Source organism: Thermoanaerobacterium thermosulfurigenes (genome assembly GCF_051201035.1).
Lineage (GTDB): Bacteria > Bacillota > Thermoanaerobacteria > Thermoanaerobacterales > Thermoanaerobacteraceae > Thermoanaerobacterium > Thermoanaerobacterium thermosulfurigenes.
Genome location: NZ_JBPODR010000012.1, coordinates 30,817 through 45,681, shown reverse-complemented (window position 1 = coordinate 45,681; position 14,865 = coordinate 30,817). Strand labels below are relative to the sequence as shown.

General features: G+C 36.4%; 16 protein-coding genes. 14 read left to right on the top strand and 2 right to left on the bottom strand.

The genetic code is table 11. From position 1 onward, the window contains the following. The 3 genes from queG to HNR52_RS06540 all read left to right on the top strand — a co-directional run bounded on the left by queG (window position 1) and on the right by HNR52_RS06540 (window position 3,335). The gene (gene queG / locus HNR52_RS06550; protein ID WP_435620057.1) at window positions 1-1,143 is read left to right on the top strand and encodes a tRNA epoxyqueuosine(34) reductase QueG; all 1,143 of its coding nucleotides are present in this window, start codon (window positions 1-3) and stop codon (window positions 1,141-1,143) included. After that, the gene (nth, locus tag HNR52_RS06545; RefSeq protein ID WP_435620035.1) at window positions 1,124-1,768 is read left to right on the top strand and encodes an endonuclease III; all 645 of its coding nucleotides are present in this window, start codon (window positions 1,124-1,126) and stop codon (window positions 1,766-1,768) included. The genes queG and nth overlap by 20 nt, the downstream gene beginning before the upstream one ends. An 82-nt stretch (window positions 1,769-1,850) precedes the next feature. Continuing rightward, window positions 1,851-3,335: a VanW family protein gene (locus HNR52_RS06540; protein WP_435620034.1), complete on the top strand. Its 1,485-nt coding sequence runs from the start codon at window positions 1,851-1,853 to the stop codon at window positions 3,333-3,335. Window positions 3,336-3,356: 21 nt separating this feature from the next. Here the strand turns inward: HNR52_RS06540 and perR are convergent, their stop codons facing one another. Continuing rightward, window positions 3,357-3,779 carry a transcriptional regulator PerR gene (gene perR / locus HNR52_RS06535; protein WP_013787598.1) on the bottom strand — a complete coding sequence of 141 codons (423 nt, stop codon included), beginning with the start codon at window positions 3,777-3,779 and terminating at the stop codon, window positions 3,357-3,359. Between the two features lie 193 nt (window positions 3,780-3,972). Here perR and HNR52_RS06530 point away from each other — a divergent pair, with 193 nt between their 5' ends. The 9 genes from HNR52_RS06530 (at window position 3,973) to eno (ending at window position 13,657) form a co-directional block, all read left to right on the top strand. Continuing rightward, entirely contained in the window at window positions 3,973-4,797 is an 825-nt protein-coding gene (locus HNR52_RS06530; RefSeq protein WP_435620056.1) for a Cof-type HAD-IIB family hydrolase, read from the top strand. A gap of 30 nt (window positions 4,798-4,827) precedes the next feature. Further along, window positions 4,828-5,100: an acylphosphatase gene (locus tag HNR52_RS06525; RefSeq protein ID WP_435620033.1), complete on the top strand. Its 273-nt coding sequence runs from the start codon at window positions 4,828-4,830 to the stop codon at window positions 5,098-5,100. 96 nt (window positions 5,101-5,196) lie between these two features. Continuing rightward, entirely contained in the window at window positions 5,197-6,546 is a 1,350-nt protein-coding gene (gene rpoN, locus HNR52_RS06520) for an RNA polymerase factor sigma-54 (RefSeq protein ID WP_013787601.1), read from the top strand. Between the two features lie 169 nt (window positions 6,547-6,715). Beyond that, the gene (locus tag HNR52_RS06515) at window positions 6,716-7,738 is read left to right on the top strand and encodes a sugar-binding transcriptional regulator (RefSeq protein WP_435620032.1); all 1,023 of its coding nucleotides are present in this window, start codon (window positions 6,716-6,718) and stop codon (window positions 7,736-7,738) included. Between the two features lie 52 nt (window positions 7,739-7,790). Continuing rightward, a complete protein-coding gene (gap, locus tag HNR52_RS06510) occupies window positions 7,791-8,798 on the top strand; it encodes a type I glyceraldehyde-3-phosphate dehydrogenase (protein ID WP_435620031.1) in 1,008 nt (335 codons plus the stop codon). Window positions 8,799-8,854: 56 nt separating this feature from the next. Continuing rightward, window positions 8,855-10,036 carry a phosphoglycerate kinase gene (locus tag HNR52_RS06505; protein ID WP_435620030.1) on the top strand — a complete coding sequence of 394 codons (1,182 nt, stop codon included), beginning with the start codon at window positions 8,855-8,857 and terminating at the stop codon, window positions 10,034-10,036. Window positions 10,037-10,049: 13 nt separating this feature from the next. Further along, window positions 10,050-10,796 (top strand): triose-phosphate isomerase, encoded by a 747-nt coding sequence (gene tpiA, locus HNR52_RS06500; protein WP_013787605.1) that lies wholly within the window; start codon window positions 10,050-10,052, stop codon window positions 10,794-10,796. A 12-nt stretch (window positions 10,797-10,808) separates the two neighbouring features. After that, entirely contained in the window at window positions 10,809-12,350 is a 1,542-nt protein-coding gene (gene gpmI, locus HNR52_RS06495; protein WP_435620029.1) for a 2,3-bisphosphoglycerate-independent phosphoglycerate mutase, read from the top strand. Between the two features lie 20 nt (window positions 12,351-12,370). Then, on the top strand, window positions 12,371-13,657 hold the full coding sequence (gene eno / locus HNR52_RS06490; protein ID WP_435620028.1) for a phosphopyruvate hydratase: 1,287 nt from the start codon (window positions 12,371-12,373) through the stop codon (window positions 13,655-13,657). Between the two features lie 29 nt (window positions 13,658-13,686). Here the strand turns inward: eno and HNR52_RS06485 are convergent, their stop codons facing one another. Beyond that, on the bottom strand, window positions 13,687-14,016 hold the full coding sequence (locus tag HNR52_RS06485) for a hypothetical protein (protein ID WP_435620027.1): 330 nt from the start codon (window positions 14,014-14,016) through the stop codon (window positions 13,687-13,689). 154 nt (window positions 14,017-14,170) lie between these two features. Here HNR52_RS06485 and HNR52_RS06480 point away from each other — a divergent pair, with 154 nt between their 5' ends. Both HNR52_RS06480 and secG read left to right on the top strand, forming a co-directional pair. Beyond that, entirely contained in the window at window positions 14,171-14,545 is a 375-nt protein-coding gene (locus HNR52_RS06480; protein ID WP_085111553.1) for a DUF134 domain-containing protein, read from the top strand. Between the two features lie 70 nt (window positions 14,546-14,615). Continuing rightward, window positions 14,616-14,855 (top strand): preprotein translocase subunit SecG, encoded by a 240-nt coding sequence (gene secG, locus HNR52_RS06475; protein WP_013298463.1) that lies wholly within the window; start codon window positions 14,616-14,618, stop codon window positions 14,853-14,855. Window positions 14,856-14,865 lie beyond the last annotated feature (10 nt).

Genomic DNA, 14,865 nt, shown 5'->3' with positions numbered 1-14,865 from the left:
GTGACTTGCGTCACAAAAGAGGAGATTAAGGATTTTGCCTATAAGTCCGGCATTGACGTAATAGGCTTTGCAAGTCCTGATTGTCTTTTTGAGTATAGGGATTTATTGCTTTATAGACTTAACAATGGTTTAAATTGCAATATTGAAGAAAAGGATGTAGATAAAAGGATAAATCCCTATTATCTCCTTAGTGATGTTAAGTCGATAATATCTGTTGCTATATCTTACAACGTAGATTATAAATTTGAAGCACCGAGGTATGGATATGGGACTATTTCAAAGACTGCATGGGGCGTAGATTATCATAAAGTCATGATTGATTTGCTTAAAAAGCTGGAAAAATTTATTTCATCTAAATGCGGTGATGCCAAGACAGTTTTGCTTGTTGACAATAATCCACTTTTGGAAAGAGTCATCGCTTACAATGCAGGCATTGGATTTTTCGGGAAAAATAATATGATAATAAATGAGGAATATGGATCATACATTTTTTTAGGAGAGATGCTGATAAACATATCTTTTGAACCAGATTCAAAAGTTGAATCAAAATGTGGAAGCTGCAGAAGATGTCTTAAAGCATGTCCTGGGAAAGCATTGATTGAAGAATACAAAATAGACGCCAATAAGTGTTTGTCATATGCTACAATTAAGAAAGGATACTTAAGCGATAGCACATTAAAAAGATTAGGCACTCGCATATATGGATGTGATATATGCCAGGATGTTTGTCCATTTAATCAAAAAGCAAAGAAAGTCACAAGGCGCGAATTTACGCCACAAAATCTTAAACTTAAACACGATTTGAAAGATATTTTACGTCTTGACAACAAAAAGTTTAAAGAATTATTTGGAGATACATCGGCATCTTGGAGAGGCAAGAATACTATAATAAGAAATGCCATAATTGCAGCTATTAATTCAAATGACAAGGATGCAATCGAACCATTGAAAAAGCTTATAAACTCTGAAAGTGCTTATATAAGAGGCTATAGCGCATACGCTTTAAGCATCCTTGATAAAGAAAATGCTTTTTCATATATTGAAAAAGCTTATCTAAATGAAAAAGATGAATCTACAAAGGAGTTTATGAAGAAAGCCATAATGAATATTAGAGGTGAGACTTTTGAGGGTAACGAAAGATGAAGCGCTGGAGGTTGTAGAAATTCTTAAAAAAACATATCCTGATGCAAAGCCTGGTTTACATTTTAAAAATGCCTTTGAGTTATTGGTAGCAACAATACTGTCAGCACAGTGTACTGACAAAAGGGTCAACATGATTACAGAAAAACTTTTTAAAAAGTACAAATCGCCATTTGATTTAAAGGACGTTGATCCATTAGAACTTGAAGAAGAAATAAGGGATTGCGGTCTTTACAGGAATAAGTCGAGAAACATAATAAATACATGCAAAATTTTGTGCGATAAGTATGGCGGTACTGTTCCTAATGATATGGAAAAGCTTATGGAGTTGCCGGGTGTTGGCAGGAAAACTGCAAATGTGGTTATAAGCAATGCCTTTAAACAAGATGCGATTGCAGTTGATACCCACGTTTTTAGGGTGTCAAATAGGATTGGACTTGCAGAAAGCGATGATGTTTTAAAGACAGAACAACAGCTTATGGATATTCTACCTAAAAATTTGTGGTCTTTGTCTCATCACCTTCTTATATACCATGGACGAAATATCTGTATTGCACGGAAGCCTAAGTGTGATATTTGCCCTATCAAACATATTTGTAAGTTTTATAAAAATTTTATAAAAAATTAATCAGTATGTAATTTATTTGCAATGTATTTATAATATAATTAAATTGTTCTAAATTTAAAAACTAAATAATGGGGAGATCAAAATGGAGACAAAGGACACAAAAAGCATAAAGAGCAAAAGCAATTATTTTTATATCATTCTTCTTATATTAATAATAACTGTGTTTGCTGGTTCATTTGTGATGTTTTATTCTGTCATGAATCAAAATACTATCGCAAAGGGAGTTTTTGTAAATGGAATTAGTCTTAGTGGACTTACTAAATCTGAAGCGAATTCAAAACTGCAAGATAACCTTAAGACGGTGAACAATTTAAAAGTCGTTTTAAAGTACAATGACAAGCAGTTTGTGCTTCCAAGAGATGACGTTAAAATAGGCTACGACTATGATGCTATCGTCAATGAAGCTTATTCTATCGGCAAAAGTGGGAACTTCATAAATCGCATAAAGACCATATACAATATATCTAAGAACGGTAAATATCTTAAGTACAGTCCTATAGCCGATTTTAATGGTTTAGATAAATTTTTAATGGATGTATCGAAAAACATAGACAAAAATCCTGTTGATGCTAAGATATACGTGTCTGACGGCAAGATTAACATTACAAATGATATTTCGGGTTTAAAAGTCGATGCAAATAATACAATTGAAAGTATAAAAAGTGCAGTTAATAATGCGATTATGACAGGTGATGAAGATTATGTAGAAGTTCCTATCACGGTTAAAAAAGTCGATGCAAACATAAAGGCTTCAGAACTCGGCATGATAAAAGGCAAAATTGTCAGTTTTTCCACACAATTCAATACTGGTGATGCAAATAGGTCAGAAAATCTTGCTGTAGCTGCAAAAGCTGTAAATGGCAAGCTGCTTATGCCGGGGCAAGTTTTTTCACTTAATAAAACGTTAGGACCGAGAATCATACAGAATGGATATAAAGAAGCGCCTGTGATAATTGGCAACAAGCTTGTTCCGGATATAGGTGGTGGGGTGTGTCAAGTTGCTACTACCATTTACAACGCTGCGTTAAGAGCAGATATGAAAATCGACGAGAGGTACCATCACACATTTCCTGTTGGATACGTTTCGCCTGGGCAAGATGCTACAATCTCAGGAGATGTTCTCGATTTAAAGTTTGAAAATCCAACGAAATACCCTATATACATTGAATCGTACATCAGCGGAAATAACTTTGTAGTGAATTTTTATGGATATCCGGAAGATCCATGGAAAAGGATCGACATATATTCTGAAATTGTGGAGAAGTACGAACCAAAAGTAACGTATGTTGATGATCCTACTTTGCCTGAAGGAGTCACACAGGTAGATGTGGAAAAGCATACAGGATACAAGGTAAATACTTACAGGCTCATTTATGAGAACAATGTTTTAGTGAAAAAAGAATTTTTGTATACAGACATCTACAAGCCAGTTGACGGCGTTATAAGACGGGGTGTGAAAAAAGATGAAGTAAGTAACAATGAAAGTGTTCAAAGCCAAATTGATGACAAAAACGTATCTACAGAGGATTTAAATGGAAAACCACAAAATATAAATCCTACAAATTAAAAAACGAGCGATGCTCGTTTTTTAATTTGTTATCTTTTTTTTGCAATCAGGGCAGTAGCCATAAAAATACAATTTTTGATCCATCAAAAGGTAATCTGTGTGTTTGCTTACTTCACCAAGGAGATCATCTAATGCTGAGTCGTCAAGGTCATCTACCCTATTGCATCCGTAACATATCAAATGTGGGTGTGAATTGACATTTGCGTCATATCTGAAACTACCTTCACCAACATTAAGTTCTTGCACAAGTCCTATACTTTTTAACATTTCAAGCGTCTTGTAGACAGTAGCCAAACTCATTGTTGGGAAATCGGACGACAACGTCTTGTATATGGTTTCAGCACTTGGATGTTCTTTGGTATTTTTAAGCATGTTGATGATAGCAAGTCTCTGTGGTGTTACTTTTAATCCCTTTTCTTTCAGGATTGACGAGATATCGTCCATAATATCCCTTCTTTCTATGAAATATTAATTAATAAAATTTCTCTTGTAATATTTATAGTTACATTATACTATTGCAATTTTATGCTGTCAATCATTTTTTGAAATGCATAGTGAAAATCGTGAAAACTTGAAGTTGATTGTCAGTAATGGTATAGTAATATTGAAAAAATATTCTGATGAATGGGGGACTACGATGACATATAAATTAATTGCAATAGATATGGACGATACACTTTTGACGCATGACAAGCAAATCTCGAGAGAAAACTTAGAAGCTTTAAAAAAAGCTCATGATGCAGGTATTTATGTTGTCATATCAACAGGCAGGATTTATGCTTCTGCTTACGCATACTCGGAATTTTTAGGATTCAAACCATACATCATTGCCAGCAATGGAGCCATGGTGATAGATGACAATGATGAAGAAATTTATAAAAGTGTGCTTGATATAGACATATTGTCGTATTTGATAGATTTGGCGAAGGAAAACGACCTTTATTATCATTTTTACAGCGATAAAATTGTTTATTCACCGGAGATTACCAGCAAATTTCAAAAGTACGGCGAGTGGAACAGATTGTACGCCGAAACATTACGAGTAGAAGTGGAGAATATACCTTCTCATACAGAATTTGAAAGCAAGTTGAAAGACAGCATTGTGAAATTTGTAATGTTTGACGAAGATTCAGAGAAAATAAAAGCAGTGAGAAAAACGATAGATAACGAAAAAGGCGATAGATTAGAGACCACAAGCTCATTTCACAATAATATAGAAATATTAAATAAAGGTGTAAATAAAGGAAACGGCCTCAAGATATTGGGAGAATATCTGGGAATAGATAGATCAGAAATGGTGGCAATAGGTGATAGCGAAAATGATGTAGAGATGGTTGAGTATGCAGGTCTTGGTGTGGCAGTGGAAAATGCCATAGATAAACTTAAAAAAACAGCAGACTTTATCACAAAATCAAACATGGAAAACGGCGTCGCTTACGTCATAAATAAATTTATCTTGTAAGTAGATTTGCTTTTGAAAGGAGGGGTTCTTGTGAAAAAAACGGTCCATCTTAATTTGACAGGCCATGTGCAAGGTGTTGGGCTTAGGTATTCTGTTTACAACATAGCTTTGCGGCTTAATATAACTGGATATGCAAAGAATCTGTACGATGGAAGTGTTGAAATTGTGGCAGAAGGCAATGAAGAGGATATAAATATGCTTATCGATTACATAAAAAATGGACTAAGATGGGCAAGGGTAGAAAGTATAGCTCAAAAATGGGATGACTACCAAGGAATGTATCACACTTTTGAGATAATGTAGGTCACTTGTCTCCAAACTAAAAATATCCATTTTATAAACGGTTACAAGTATGTTATAATTGAAATGAAAATATTGATGTATATGAGGGTGTAGAATATGAAGCTGGATATGGGACTTAATTTAAAACAAGTACAGAAATTATTGATGACGCCTCAGCTTAAACAAGCCATTGAGATATTACAGCTAAATTCGTACGAGCTAAATGAGCTTATCACAAGTGAATTGGAAACCAACCCTATGCTGGAGGCGTACGAAGATAAGGAAGACATCATTGAGATTTACCATGAATTAAATAAAAATAGCGACCTTGAAAAATACAATTATAGCAGCGATGATGAAGAAAGAGACGACTTAAGCTTTGAAAACATGGTCTCGACTGATACGTCCCTCACAGATCATTTGCTGTTTCAACTTCATATAACACCTCTTACAAAGAAAATAAAAGAGATATGCAAAGTTATAATTTACGATCTTGACAGCAATGGTTATCTAAACGATGATATCGAAAAACTCAGTGAAGATTACAATTACAGTGAAGAAGATATTATGACGGCTTTAAATGTAGTGCAATCATTTGACCCGCCTGGGATCGCAGCGAGAAATTTAACGGAATGCCTCATGCTTCAGTTAAAAAGCAAAAACATGTATAATGGCGTAGTAAAAGAAATTGTGGAAAATTATTTAAACGAAATTGCGGACAACAAGCTTTCGTTTATAGCAAAGAAGTTGAATGTGGACATTAGAGAAGTGCAGAATGCTGTAGACGAGATAAAAAAGCTAAATCCGAGGCCTGGAAGTAGTTTTTCAAGCTACAATGATATAAAATACGTCATTCCAGATGCTTATATAAAGAAGATAGACGGCGATTATGTTGTGCTTATAAATGAGTCTTTGTATCCTGGCTTGAGGATAAATAAGTCGTATGAAAGTATTTTGACTGCTACTGATGATGACAATACAAGAAAATACCTTTCAAATAAAATTCAGTCAGCTATGTGGCTTATAAAAAGCATTGAGTCGAGAAGGGATACTTTGTACAAAGTGTTAAGCGCGATAGTGAAAGAGCAAAGGTCATTTTTTGACAGAGAGCAGAAATACATTAAACCTATGAACTTAAAGAAGATTGCAGATGCAGTAGGAGTTCATGAATCGACGGTAAGCAGGGCAGTAAACGGAAAGTACGTTGATACACCTTTAGGTGTTTTTGAAATCAGATACTTCTTCCAAAGCGGCATCGGCAATGGCGATGGTGAGATGTTTTCGCAGGAAATGATAAAAGAGATGATAAAGCAATTGATAAACGAAGAAGACCCTCAAGATACTTTAAGCGATCAAAAAATCGCTGAGATTTTGTCTCAAAAAGGCATAACGATATCGAGAAGGACTGTCGCTAAATACCGAGAAGAGATGAATATCCCATCGTCCAACAAGAGAAAAAGATATTGATAAAAGAGAGCAATAATTTTAGAAAATGCTCTCTTTTATCATATTGTCTATTGAAAAATTAGAAGTCTTAATATAAAATAGTATTGAAGGTAAAAATATTTATTTGATGTTTTGGTGGGACAGTTAAAATACAACGGGTCTATAAAAGTCCTGAAGAAGGTTTTGATACATGAATGACATAATATCATTACAACAGAAAATTGTGCCTGAGCTAATAGAACTGCTGCAAAAAAGGTATACTATAATGCGTAATATATATTTCAGCCAGCCAATAGGAAGGCGAGCTTTGTCATATCAGCTTAATATTGGCGAGAGGATAATAAGGACAGAGGTATCTTTTTTGAAGCGACAAGGCCTTATCGATATAAATCCTTTAGGAATGACTGTGACTAAAGACGGCGAGAAACTTTTGGAGGAGCTTAAGGAGTTTATCCATGAGTTAAAAGGCTTAAACAACTTGGAAAAAACTTTAAAAGATCGCCTGAAACTAAAAAAAGTCATCGTGATACCGGGTGATGTCGATAATGATAGGCTTATAAAAAAAGACATGGGCAAATCTGCTGCAGCTTACCTTAAAAGCATAATAAAGAATGACAGCATCATTGCATTGACTGGCGGTTCAAGTGTGATGGAAGTTGCAAATGAAATGCCTCAGTGCTACACCAAATCAAATATAATGGTTGTACCTGCAAGAGGTGGCTTAGGTCGCGAAGTGGAAAAACAAGCAAATACAATTGCATCAGTCCTTGCAAAAAAGTTAGGTGGTTCCTACAAAATGCTTCATATTCCTGACAACGTAGGTAAAGAAGCTATAGAGACCCTTATGAATGAGCCAGACATAAAAAGCGTTATTGACATATTGAAAGAAGCTGATATAGTGCTTTTTGGCATAGGACGTGCAGATGTGATGGCTGACAGGCGAAATTTACCTTCATCGACTAAAGAGTATCTTAGGAGTGTTGGTGCCACGTCAGAAGCATTGGGCTTTTACTTAAACATAAACGGTGAAACAGTTTATGAGACGCCAAGCATATTTCTCACAAAGGATGATTTAAAAAAAGTCAAAAATTTGATAGCTGTTTCAGGTGGCAAAAGCAAAGCTGATGCGATTATATCAACTTGCATAAGTGGAATGGTGGATGTCCTCATAACTGATGAAGGTGCTGCATTTGAAATATTAAAAAGTTGTTAATACACCGAAAGGTGTTTAATATAAAAAAATAAAAATTAAAGGAGGAAATATTATGACAGTAAAAGTAGGTATTAATGGCTTTGGTAGAATAGGCAGAAACTTTTTTAGAGCAGCATTAAAGAAAAATGTAGATCTTGATATTGTTGCATTCAACGATCTTACTGATGCAAAAACATTAGCACATCTATTAAAGTACGATTCAACATTCGGTCAATTCGAAGGCGAAGTCGTTGCAAAAGAGGATTCACTTGTTGTAAATGGCAAGGAAATAAAGATATTAAAAGAAACAGATCCTGCAAAATTACCTTGGAAGGAATTAGGTGTTGACATAGTTATCGAATCAACAGGTAGGTTTACAAACAAGGAAGATGCAGTAAAACACATTGAAGCTGGAGCAAAGAAAGTAATAATTTCTGCACCTGCTAAAAATGAAGATATAACAATCGTTATGGGTGTTAACGAGGACAAATATGATCCAAATGTACATCACGTTATTTCAAATGCTTCATGCACAACAAACTGCTTAGCACCATTTGCAAAAGTTTTACATAATAAATTTGGAATTAAGAGAGGTTTAATGACAACTGTTCACTCATACACAAACGATCAGAGGATACTGGATCTTCCTCATAAGGATTTAAGAAGAGCAAGATCAGCAGCAATGTCAATTATTCCGACAACAACTGGTGCTGCAAAAGCAGTTGCACTTGTATTGCCTGAATTAAAAGGGAAATTAAACGGTTTTGCAATGAGAGTTCCAACACCAGACGTATCTGTTGTTGACCTTGTTGCAGAGCTTGAAAAGAGCGTAACTGTAGAAGAAGTAAATGCAGCATTGAAAGAAGCAGCAGAAAACGAACTTAAAGGCATTCTCGGATATACAGATGAACCATTAGTATCAATGGACTTCAAAGGTGATTCAAGATCATCGATTGTTGATGGCTTGTCAACAATGGTTATGGAAGGCAATATGGTAAAGGTTGTTTCATGGTATGACAACGAATGGGGTTATTCAAACAGGGTTGTTGACCTTGCTAAGTATGTAGCAGATAGACTGTAATATCATAGGACAAGGCTTATAACCTTGTCCTAAAATATATAGATAGGAGGTATATTATGAAAAAAACTGTAAGGGATATCGATGTAAAGGGCAAGAGAGTCCTTGTAAGGGTAGACTTTAATGTGCCTATGGACAGTGAAAAAAATATAACTGATGATACGAGAATAAAAGCGGCATTGCCTACTATCCAATATCTTTTAGACAATAATGCAAAGGTGATATTAGTATCACACTTAGGAAGGCCGAAGGGCAAGTTCAACATGGAGTATTCTATGAAGCCTGTTGCAAAAAGGCTTTCAGAGTTACTCGGAAAACAAGTCATTGTAGCTGATGATGTAATAGGTGAAGATGCTAAGGCAAGAGCTAACGCATTGAAAGACGGTGAAGTGCTGCTTTTAGAAAATGTCAGATTCCACGCTGAAGAAGAGAAAAATGATCCGGATTTTTCAAAAGAGTTGGCATCATTGGCTGACGTATTCGTCAACGATGCATTCGGTACAGCTCATAGAGCGCATGCATCTACAACGGGAGTTGCAAGTTACCTGCCAGCAGTATCTGGATTTTTAATTGAGAAAGAGTTAAATTTCATGGGCGGTGCTTTGGAAAATCCAGAAAGACCTTTTGTAGCAATACTTGGCGGTGCAAAAGTTTCAGATAAAATCGGCGTCATCACGAACCTTTTAGACAAAGTTGATAGTTTGCTTATTGGCGGCGGTATGGCATACACATTTATAAAGGCTGAAGGCCACGAAATAGGTAAATCCCTTTTGGAGGAAGATAAATTAGAGCTTGCCAAAGACTTAATCGAAAAGGCTAAGCAAAAAGGAGTCAAATTGCTTTTACCGGTAGATACAGTAGTCAGTGCAGAATTAAAATCAGGCGTTCCATACGAAGTGGTTGACATAGACAAGATGCCTAATGACAAAATCGGTGTAGACATTGGACCGAAGACAATTGAAGAATTTTCAAAAGTCATAAAAGGTGCAAAGACAGTAGTTTGGAATGGCCCTATGGGTGTATTTGAAATCAGAGAATTTGCAAAGGGAACAGAGGCAATCGCAAAAGCTATGAGTGAATGCAGTGGCACTACTATAATCGGTGGCGGAGATTCTGCTGCGGCAGTTGAACAGTTAGGCTATGCAGACAAGGTGTCACATATATCGACAGGTGGCGGTGCGTCATTAGAATTCTTAGAAGGCAAGGTATTGCCTGGAATAGCTGCATTAAACGACAAATAAAGAGGTGTTTTGATTGAGAAGACCTATTATCGCAGGTAATTGGAAGATGTACATGACGCCATCTGAAGCTATAAACCTTGTAAATGAGCTTAAGCCTTTAGTGTCTGGTGCAGAAGCAGAAGTTGTAGTAATACCGCCGTTTGTGGATCTTATAGACGTAAAGAAGGCCATAGATGGCTCTAACATAAAGTTAGGTGCACAGAATATGCACTGGGAAGAAAAAGGCGCATTTACAGGAGAAGTTTCACCGACTATGCTCAAAGAGATAGGTGTAGAGTACGTCGTAATCGGCCATTCCGAGAGAAGACAGTATTTCGCTGAGACAGATGAGACTGTGAATAAAAAAGTTAAATCTGCATTAGGTCATGGTCTTAAGCCTATTGTATGTGTAGGCGAATCATTATCTCAAAGAGAAGCAGGAGAAGCTTTCAATGTAGTAAGAGAACAGACAAAAAAAGCATTGGATGGCATTAGAAGTGAAGATGTCTTAAATGTCGTCATAGCTTATGAGCCTATTTGGGCTATTGGTACAGGTAAAACAGCTACGTCGAAAGATGCAAATGACGTAATAAAGGTCATAAGAGAGACTATTGCAGACATATACGGTATAGACATCGCTAATGAGGTAAGAATACAATATGGTGGCAGTGTTAAACCTGATAATGCTAAAGAGCTTATGTCAGAAAGCGATATTGATGGTGCATTAGTGGGCGGAGCTAGCCTTAAAGCGCAGGATTTCGCTAAAATTGTAAATTATTAAGGAGAGGATTGCATGCCCAAAAACTTTGTAATGCTTGTTGTCTTAGATGGATTTGGGATCTCTGACAGCAAAGAAGGAAATGCCATTTATTCAGCTAATACACCAAATTTAGATTATTACTTTAAAAATTATCCAAATACAAAGCTTATACCAAGTGGCTTAGCTGTAGGGCTTCCTGAAGGACAGATGGGAAATTCGGAAGTTGGACATCTTAATATAGGTGCTGGTAGAATAGTTTATCAGGAGCTTACAAGAATAAGCAAAGAGATTAAAGAAGGTGCTTTTTTCAAAAAGCAAGAGTTTCTTGATGCCATACAAAATGTAAAGAAGAATGGTTCAAAGCTTCATCTTTTTGGACTTCTGTCTGATGGCGGTGTCCACAGTCACATTACACATCTTTTTGCACTTATGAAGCTGGCAAAAGATGAAGGATTAGATGAGGTATACGTCCACGCATTTTTAGATGGCAGAGATGTTCCACCTGCATGTGCCAAAGAATACATAAAGGCTTTTGAAGATGAAGCGAATAGACTTGGCATTGGTAAGATTGCTACAATATCTGGAAGGTACTATGCAATGGATCGTGACAAGAGATGGGAAAGGACTAAAAAAGCTTACGATGCTATAGCATTAGGCAAAGGCGTTTTTGCTAATTCGCCTGAAGAAGCGATAGATATTGCATATAGCAAAGATCAGACAGATGAGTTTGTAGAACCGACGGTTATTTTAGATGGTGGCAAGCCAACTGCGACTGTGGATGCCAATGATTCGATAATCTTCTTTAATTTCAGGCCTGATAGGGCAAGACAAATTACAAGAGCTTTTATCGATGAAGTGTTTAACTTTTTTGATAGAGAAAAAGGATATATTCCTGTTTACTTTGTCTCCATGACGCAGTATGATATAACATTTGAAAATATACACGTTGCGTATAAGCCTGAGAACTTGAAGAATACTCTTGGCGAGTACCTAAGCGACAAAGGCATAAAACAGCTTAGAATAGCGGAGACAGAAAAATACGCCCATGTTACATTCTTCTTCAATGGAGGTGTAGAGGAGCCAAATAAAGGAGAAGACAGGATACTGATACCATCTCCTAAAGTAGCAACGTACGATTTAAAGCCTGAAATGAGTGCGTACGAAGTTACAGATACTGTGGTTGAAAAAATAAAGTCAAAACAGTATGGTTTTATACTGCTTAACTTTGCAAATCCTGACATGGTAGGTCATACAGGCGTATTTAGTGCTGCTGTCAAAGCGATAGAAGTAATTGATGAGTGCGTTGGCAGAATAGTGACGGCTTGTCAGGAAGTGGGTGGTACTATTCTTATAACTGCTGACCATGGAAATTCTGAGCAGATGATCGATCCAGTGACTAAAGAGCCACAGACGGCTCATACGACAAATCCGGTACCATTCATAGTGATAGGTGAAGGCGATGTAACACTTAGAAATGATGGTATTTTAGCAGATATAGCACCAACGGTGCTTGACATATTGGGACTGCCAAAACCACAGGAAATGACAGGTACGTCCCTAATAATAGGAAGATAAAAAACGAAAGGAGAATGTTTATGTCTATAATTGTTGATGTTTATGCAAGAGAAATACTTGATTCAAGAGGAAATCCAACTGTAGAAGTAGAAGTGGAATTAGATAGCGGTGCAGTAGGTCGTGCTGCAGTTCCATCTGGTGCTTCAACAGGTCAGTTTGAAGCTGTTGAGTTAAGAGATGGTGACAACAACAGATACTTAGGAAAAGGTGTATTGAAAGCTGTAGAAAATGTAAATGAAAAGATCGCTCCAGAAATAATTGGAATGGATGCAATAGACCAAGTGGCAATAGACAAAGCCATGATTGATTTAGATGGAACTCCAAACAAATCAAATCTGGGTGCGAATGCAATTTTAGGTGTTTCATTGGCAGTTGCTAAAGCTGCTGCTGAAGAAGTTGGCTTGCCACTTTACCAGTACTTAGGTGGAGTAAATGCAAAAGTGCTTCCTGTGCCAATGATGAACATTTTAAACGGCGGAAAGCACGCTGACAATAACGTCGATATACAGGAATTCATGATCATGCCTGTTGGTGCGCAAAGCTTCCATGAAGCTTTAAGGACATGCGCTGAAGTTTTCCACAATTTAAGATCAGTGCTTAAATCAAAAGGATTAAGCACTACAGTTGGCGATGAAGGTGGTTTCGCACCAAACCTTACATCAAATGAAGAAGCAATACAGGTAATATTGGAAGCAATCCAAAAGGCAGGATATGTACCTGGTGAAGATGTAGCTATAGCTCTTGACCCAGCTTCATCTGAAATGTACAAAGAAGATGGGAAATACCATTTCGATGGAGAAGGCGTTGTGAGAACATCAGAAGAAATGGTGGACTACTGGGAGCAGCTTATAAATAAATATCCTATCGTTTCGCTTGAAGATGGTTTAGCAGAAGAGGATTGGAACGGATGGAAGCTCTTAACAGAAAGATTGGGCAAGAAAATCCAATTAGTTGGCGACGATCTTTTTGTTACAAATACAGAAAGACTCTCAAGAGGAATTAAGATGGGTGTTGCAAACTCTATCCTCATTAAGCTTAATCAGATTGGTACACTTACTGAAACGCTTGATGCGATAGAGATGGCTAAGAAAGCAGGATACACTGCTGTCGTATCACATCGCTCAGGTGAGACAGAAGATTCAACTATTGCAGATCTTGTTGTTGCTGTCAATGCAGGGCAAATTAAGACTGGTGCTCCTTCCAGAACAGATAGAGTCGTGAAGTACAACCAATTGATGAGGATAGAAGAAGGGTTAGGCGGAATAGCACAATACCTTGGAAAAGACGCATTTTACAACGTAAGATAATTTATCTCTGCATAAAAAGAAGCTCAGTATCAATATACCTGAGCTTCTTTTAAATTTTTCTTTTCAAATCCGATCGCATCTACAAATGCACCTGATGCAATCATAAAACTGCCAGCCAAAATAAGCAAATCAGGATTTTCGATGATAATTTCATCTTTGTTTTCATTTTGTCTTATCGATATTATATTCAAGGCGTACAGTAAAAAAGTTCCTATAAAAATAATCCATCTGCCAGAAACTGCAAGATTTTCTTTTGTTATTCCATCGCTATTTATACCTATTGCGAAAAGTATATAACCGATAGCTGTTACAAGAGAGTTTGCAGACGATAACTTTGAAATAATGGAAGATAGCGTCATAAAAATCATCCTTTATAATCTTGTTAACTAATTTATGCTATTCATTGTATTAGAAATATGTGTGCATTGTATTTAAAAGTATCTTGATATAATTAACTTATAGGTGATAAAATAGTATTATGATTATGCAAAAAAAGAAATGGGATGTGATAAAATGCCAAGACCTCAAAAATGCAGATGGGTAAAATGTGAACCAAACATAAATTATTTTAAGCCAGTAGGAATACCTATGCACTCATTAAGTGAAGTGGTGCTTACAGTTGAAGAGTTTGAAGCTATACGTCTAAAGGATTTAGAAGGATTAGAACAAGAAGATTGTGCGGAAAGGATGAAAGTATCAAGGCCTACATTTTTTAGGATCATCATGTCAGCTCGTGAAAAAGTTGCAGATGCACTTGTAAATGGCAAAGCCATAAGAGTAGAAGGCGGCAATTACAAAGTCTACGGTGAAGACGTACCCCACCATGGACATGGACATTGCAATAGGCATGGCATGATGAGTGAATCAATTTCTGATGAAGAAAATTAGTGCTTGATATAAATATGCTATTGCTATATAATATATAATAGTGTAAATATGATTTTCGGAGGTTAAACATATGCTAAAAATAATAGTACTTATAATTCATATTATTGTTAGTTTGTTTATGATGGCAGTTATACTCTTGCAACAAGGGAAAAGTGCAGGTATATCCGGGGCAATTGCAGGTGGTGCAGAGACTTTCTTTGGTAAAAACAAGGCCAGGACGATGGAAGGTACTTTGGAGAGGCTTACGACGATAAGCGCCGTAGTTTTCATAATTACTTCATTGATATTGACGTTGCTGATGGGAAAATAATATCGTCTAT

What these genes read in the sequence shown, in the direction of transcription:
- HNR52_RS06540 (WP_435620034.1), top strand. Translation starts at nt 1,851, where the DNA reads ATGGAGACAAAGGACACAAAAAGCATAAAGAGCAAAAGCAATTATTTT.
- perR (WP_013787598.1), bottom strand. Translation starts at nt 3,779, where the DNA reads ATGGACGATATCTCGTCAATCCTGAAAGAAAAGGGATTAAAAGTAACA.
- HNR52_RS06530 (WP_435620056.1), top strand. Translation starts at nt 3,973, where the DNA reads ATGACATATAAATTAATTGCAATAGATATGGACGATACACTTTTGACG.
- rpoN (WP_013787601.1), top strand. Translation starts at nt 5,197, where the DNA reads ATGAAGCTGGATATGGGACTTAATTTAAAACAAGTACAGAAATTATTG.
- HNR52_RS06515 (WP_435620032.1), top strand. Translation starts at nt 6,716, where the DNA reads ATGAATGACATAATATCATTACAACAGAAAATTGTGCCTGAGCTAATA.
- gap (WP_435620031.1), top strand. Translation starts at nt 7,791, where the DNA reads ATGACAGTAAAAGTAGGTATTAATGGCTTTGGTAGAATAGGCAGAAAC.
- HNR52_RS06505 (WP_435620030.1), top strand. Translation starts at nt 8,855, where the DNA reads ATGAAAAAAACTGTAAGGGATATCGATGTAAAGGGCAAGAGAGTCCTT.
- gpmI (WP_435620029.1), top strand. Translation starts at nt 10,809, where the DNA reads ATGCCCAAAAACTTTGTAATGCTTGTTGTCTTAGATGGATTTGGGATC.
- eno (WP_435620028.1), top strand. Translation starts at nt 12,371, where the DNA reads ATGTCTATAATTGTTGATGTTTATGCAAGAGAAATACTTGATTCAAGA.
- HNR52_RS06485 (WP_435620027.1), bottom strand. Translation starts at nt 14,016, where the DNA reads ATGACGCTATCTTCCATTATTTCAAAGTTATCGTCTGCAAACTCTCTT.
- HNR52_RS06480 (WP_085111553.1), top strand. Translation starts at nt 14,171, where the DNA reads ATGCCAAGACCTCAAAAATGCAGATGGGTAAAATGTGAACCAAACATA.
- secG (WP_013298463.1), top strand. Translation starts at nt 14,616, where the DNA reads ATGCTAAAAATAATAGTACTTATAATTCATATTATTGTTAGTTTGTTT.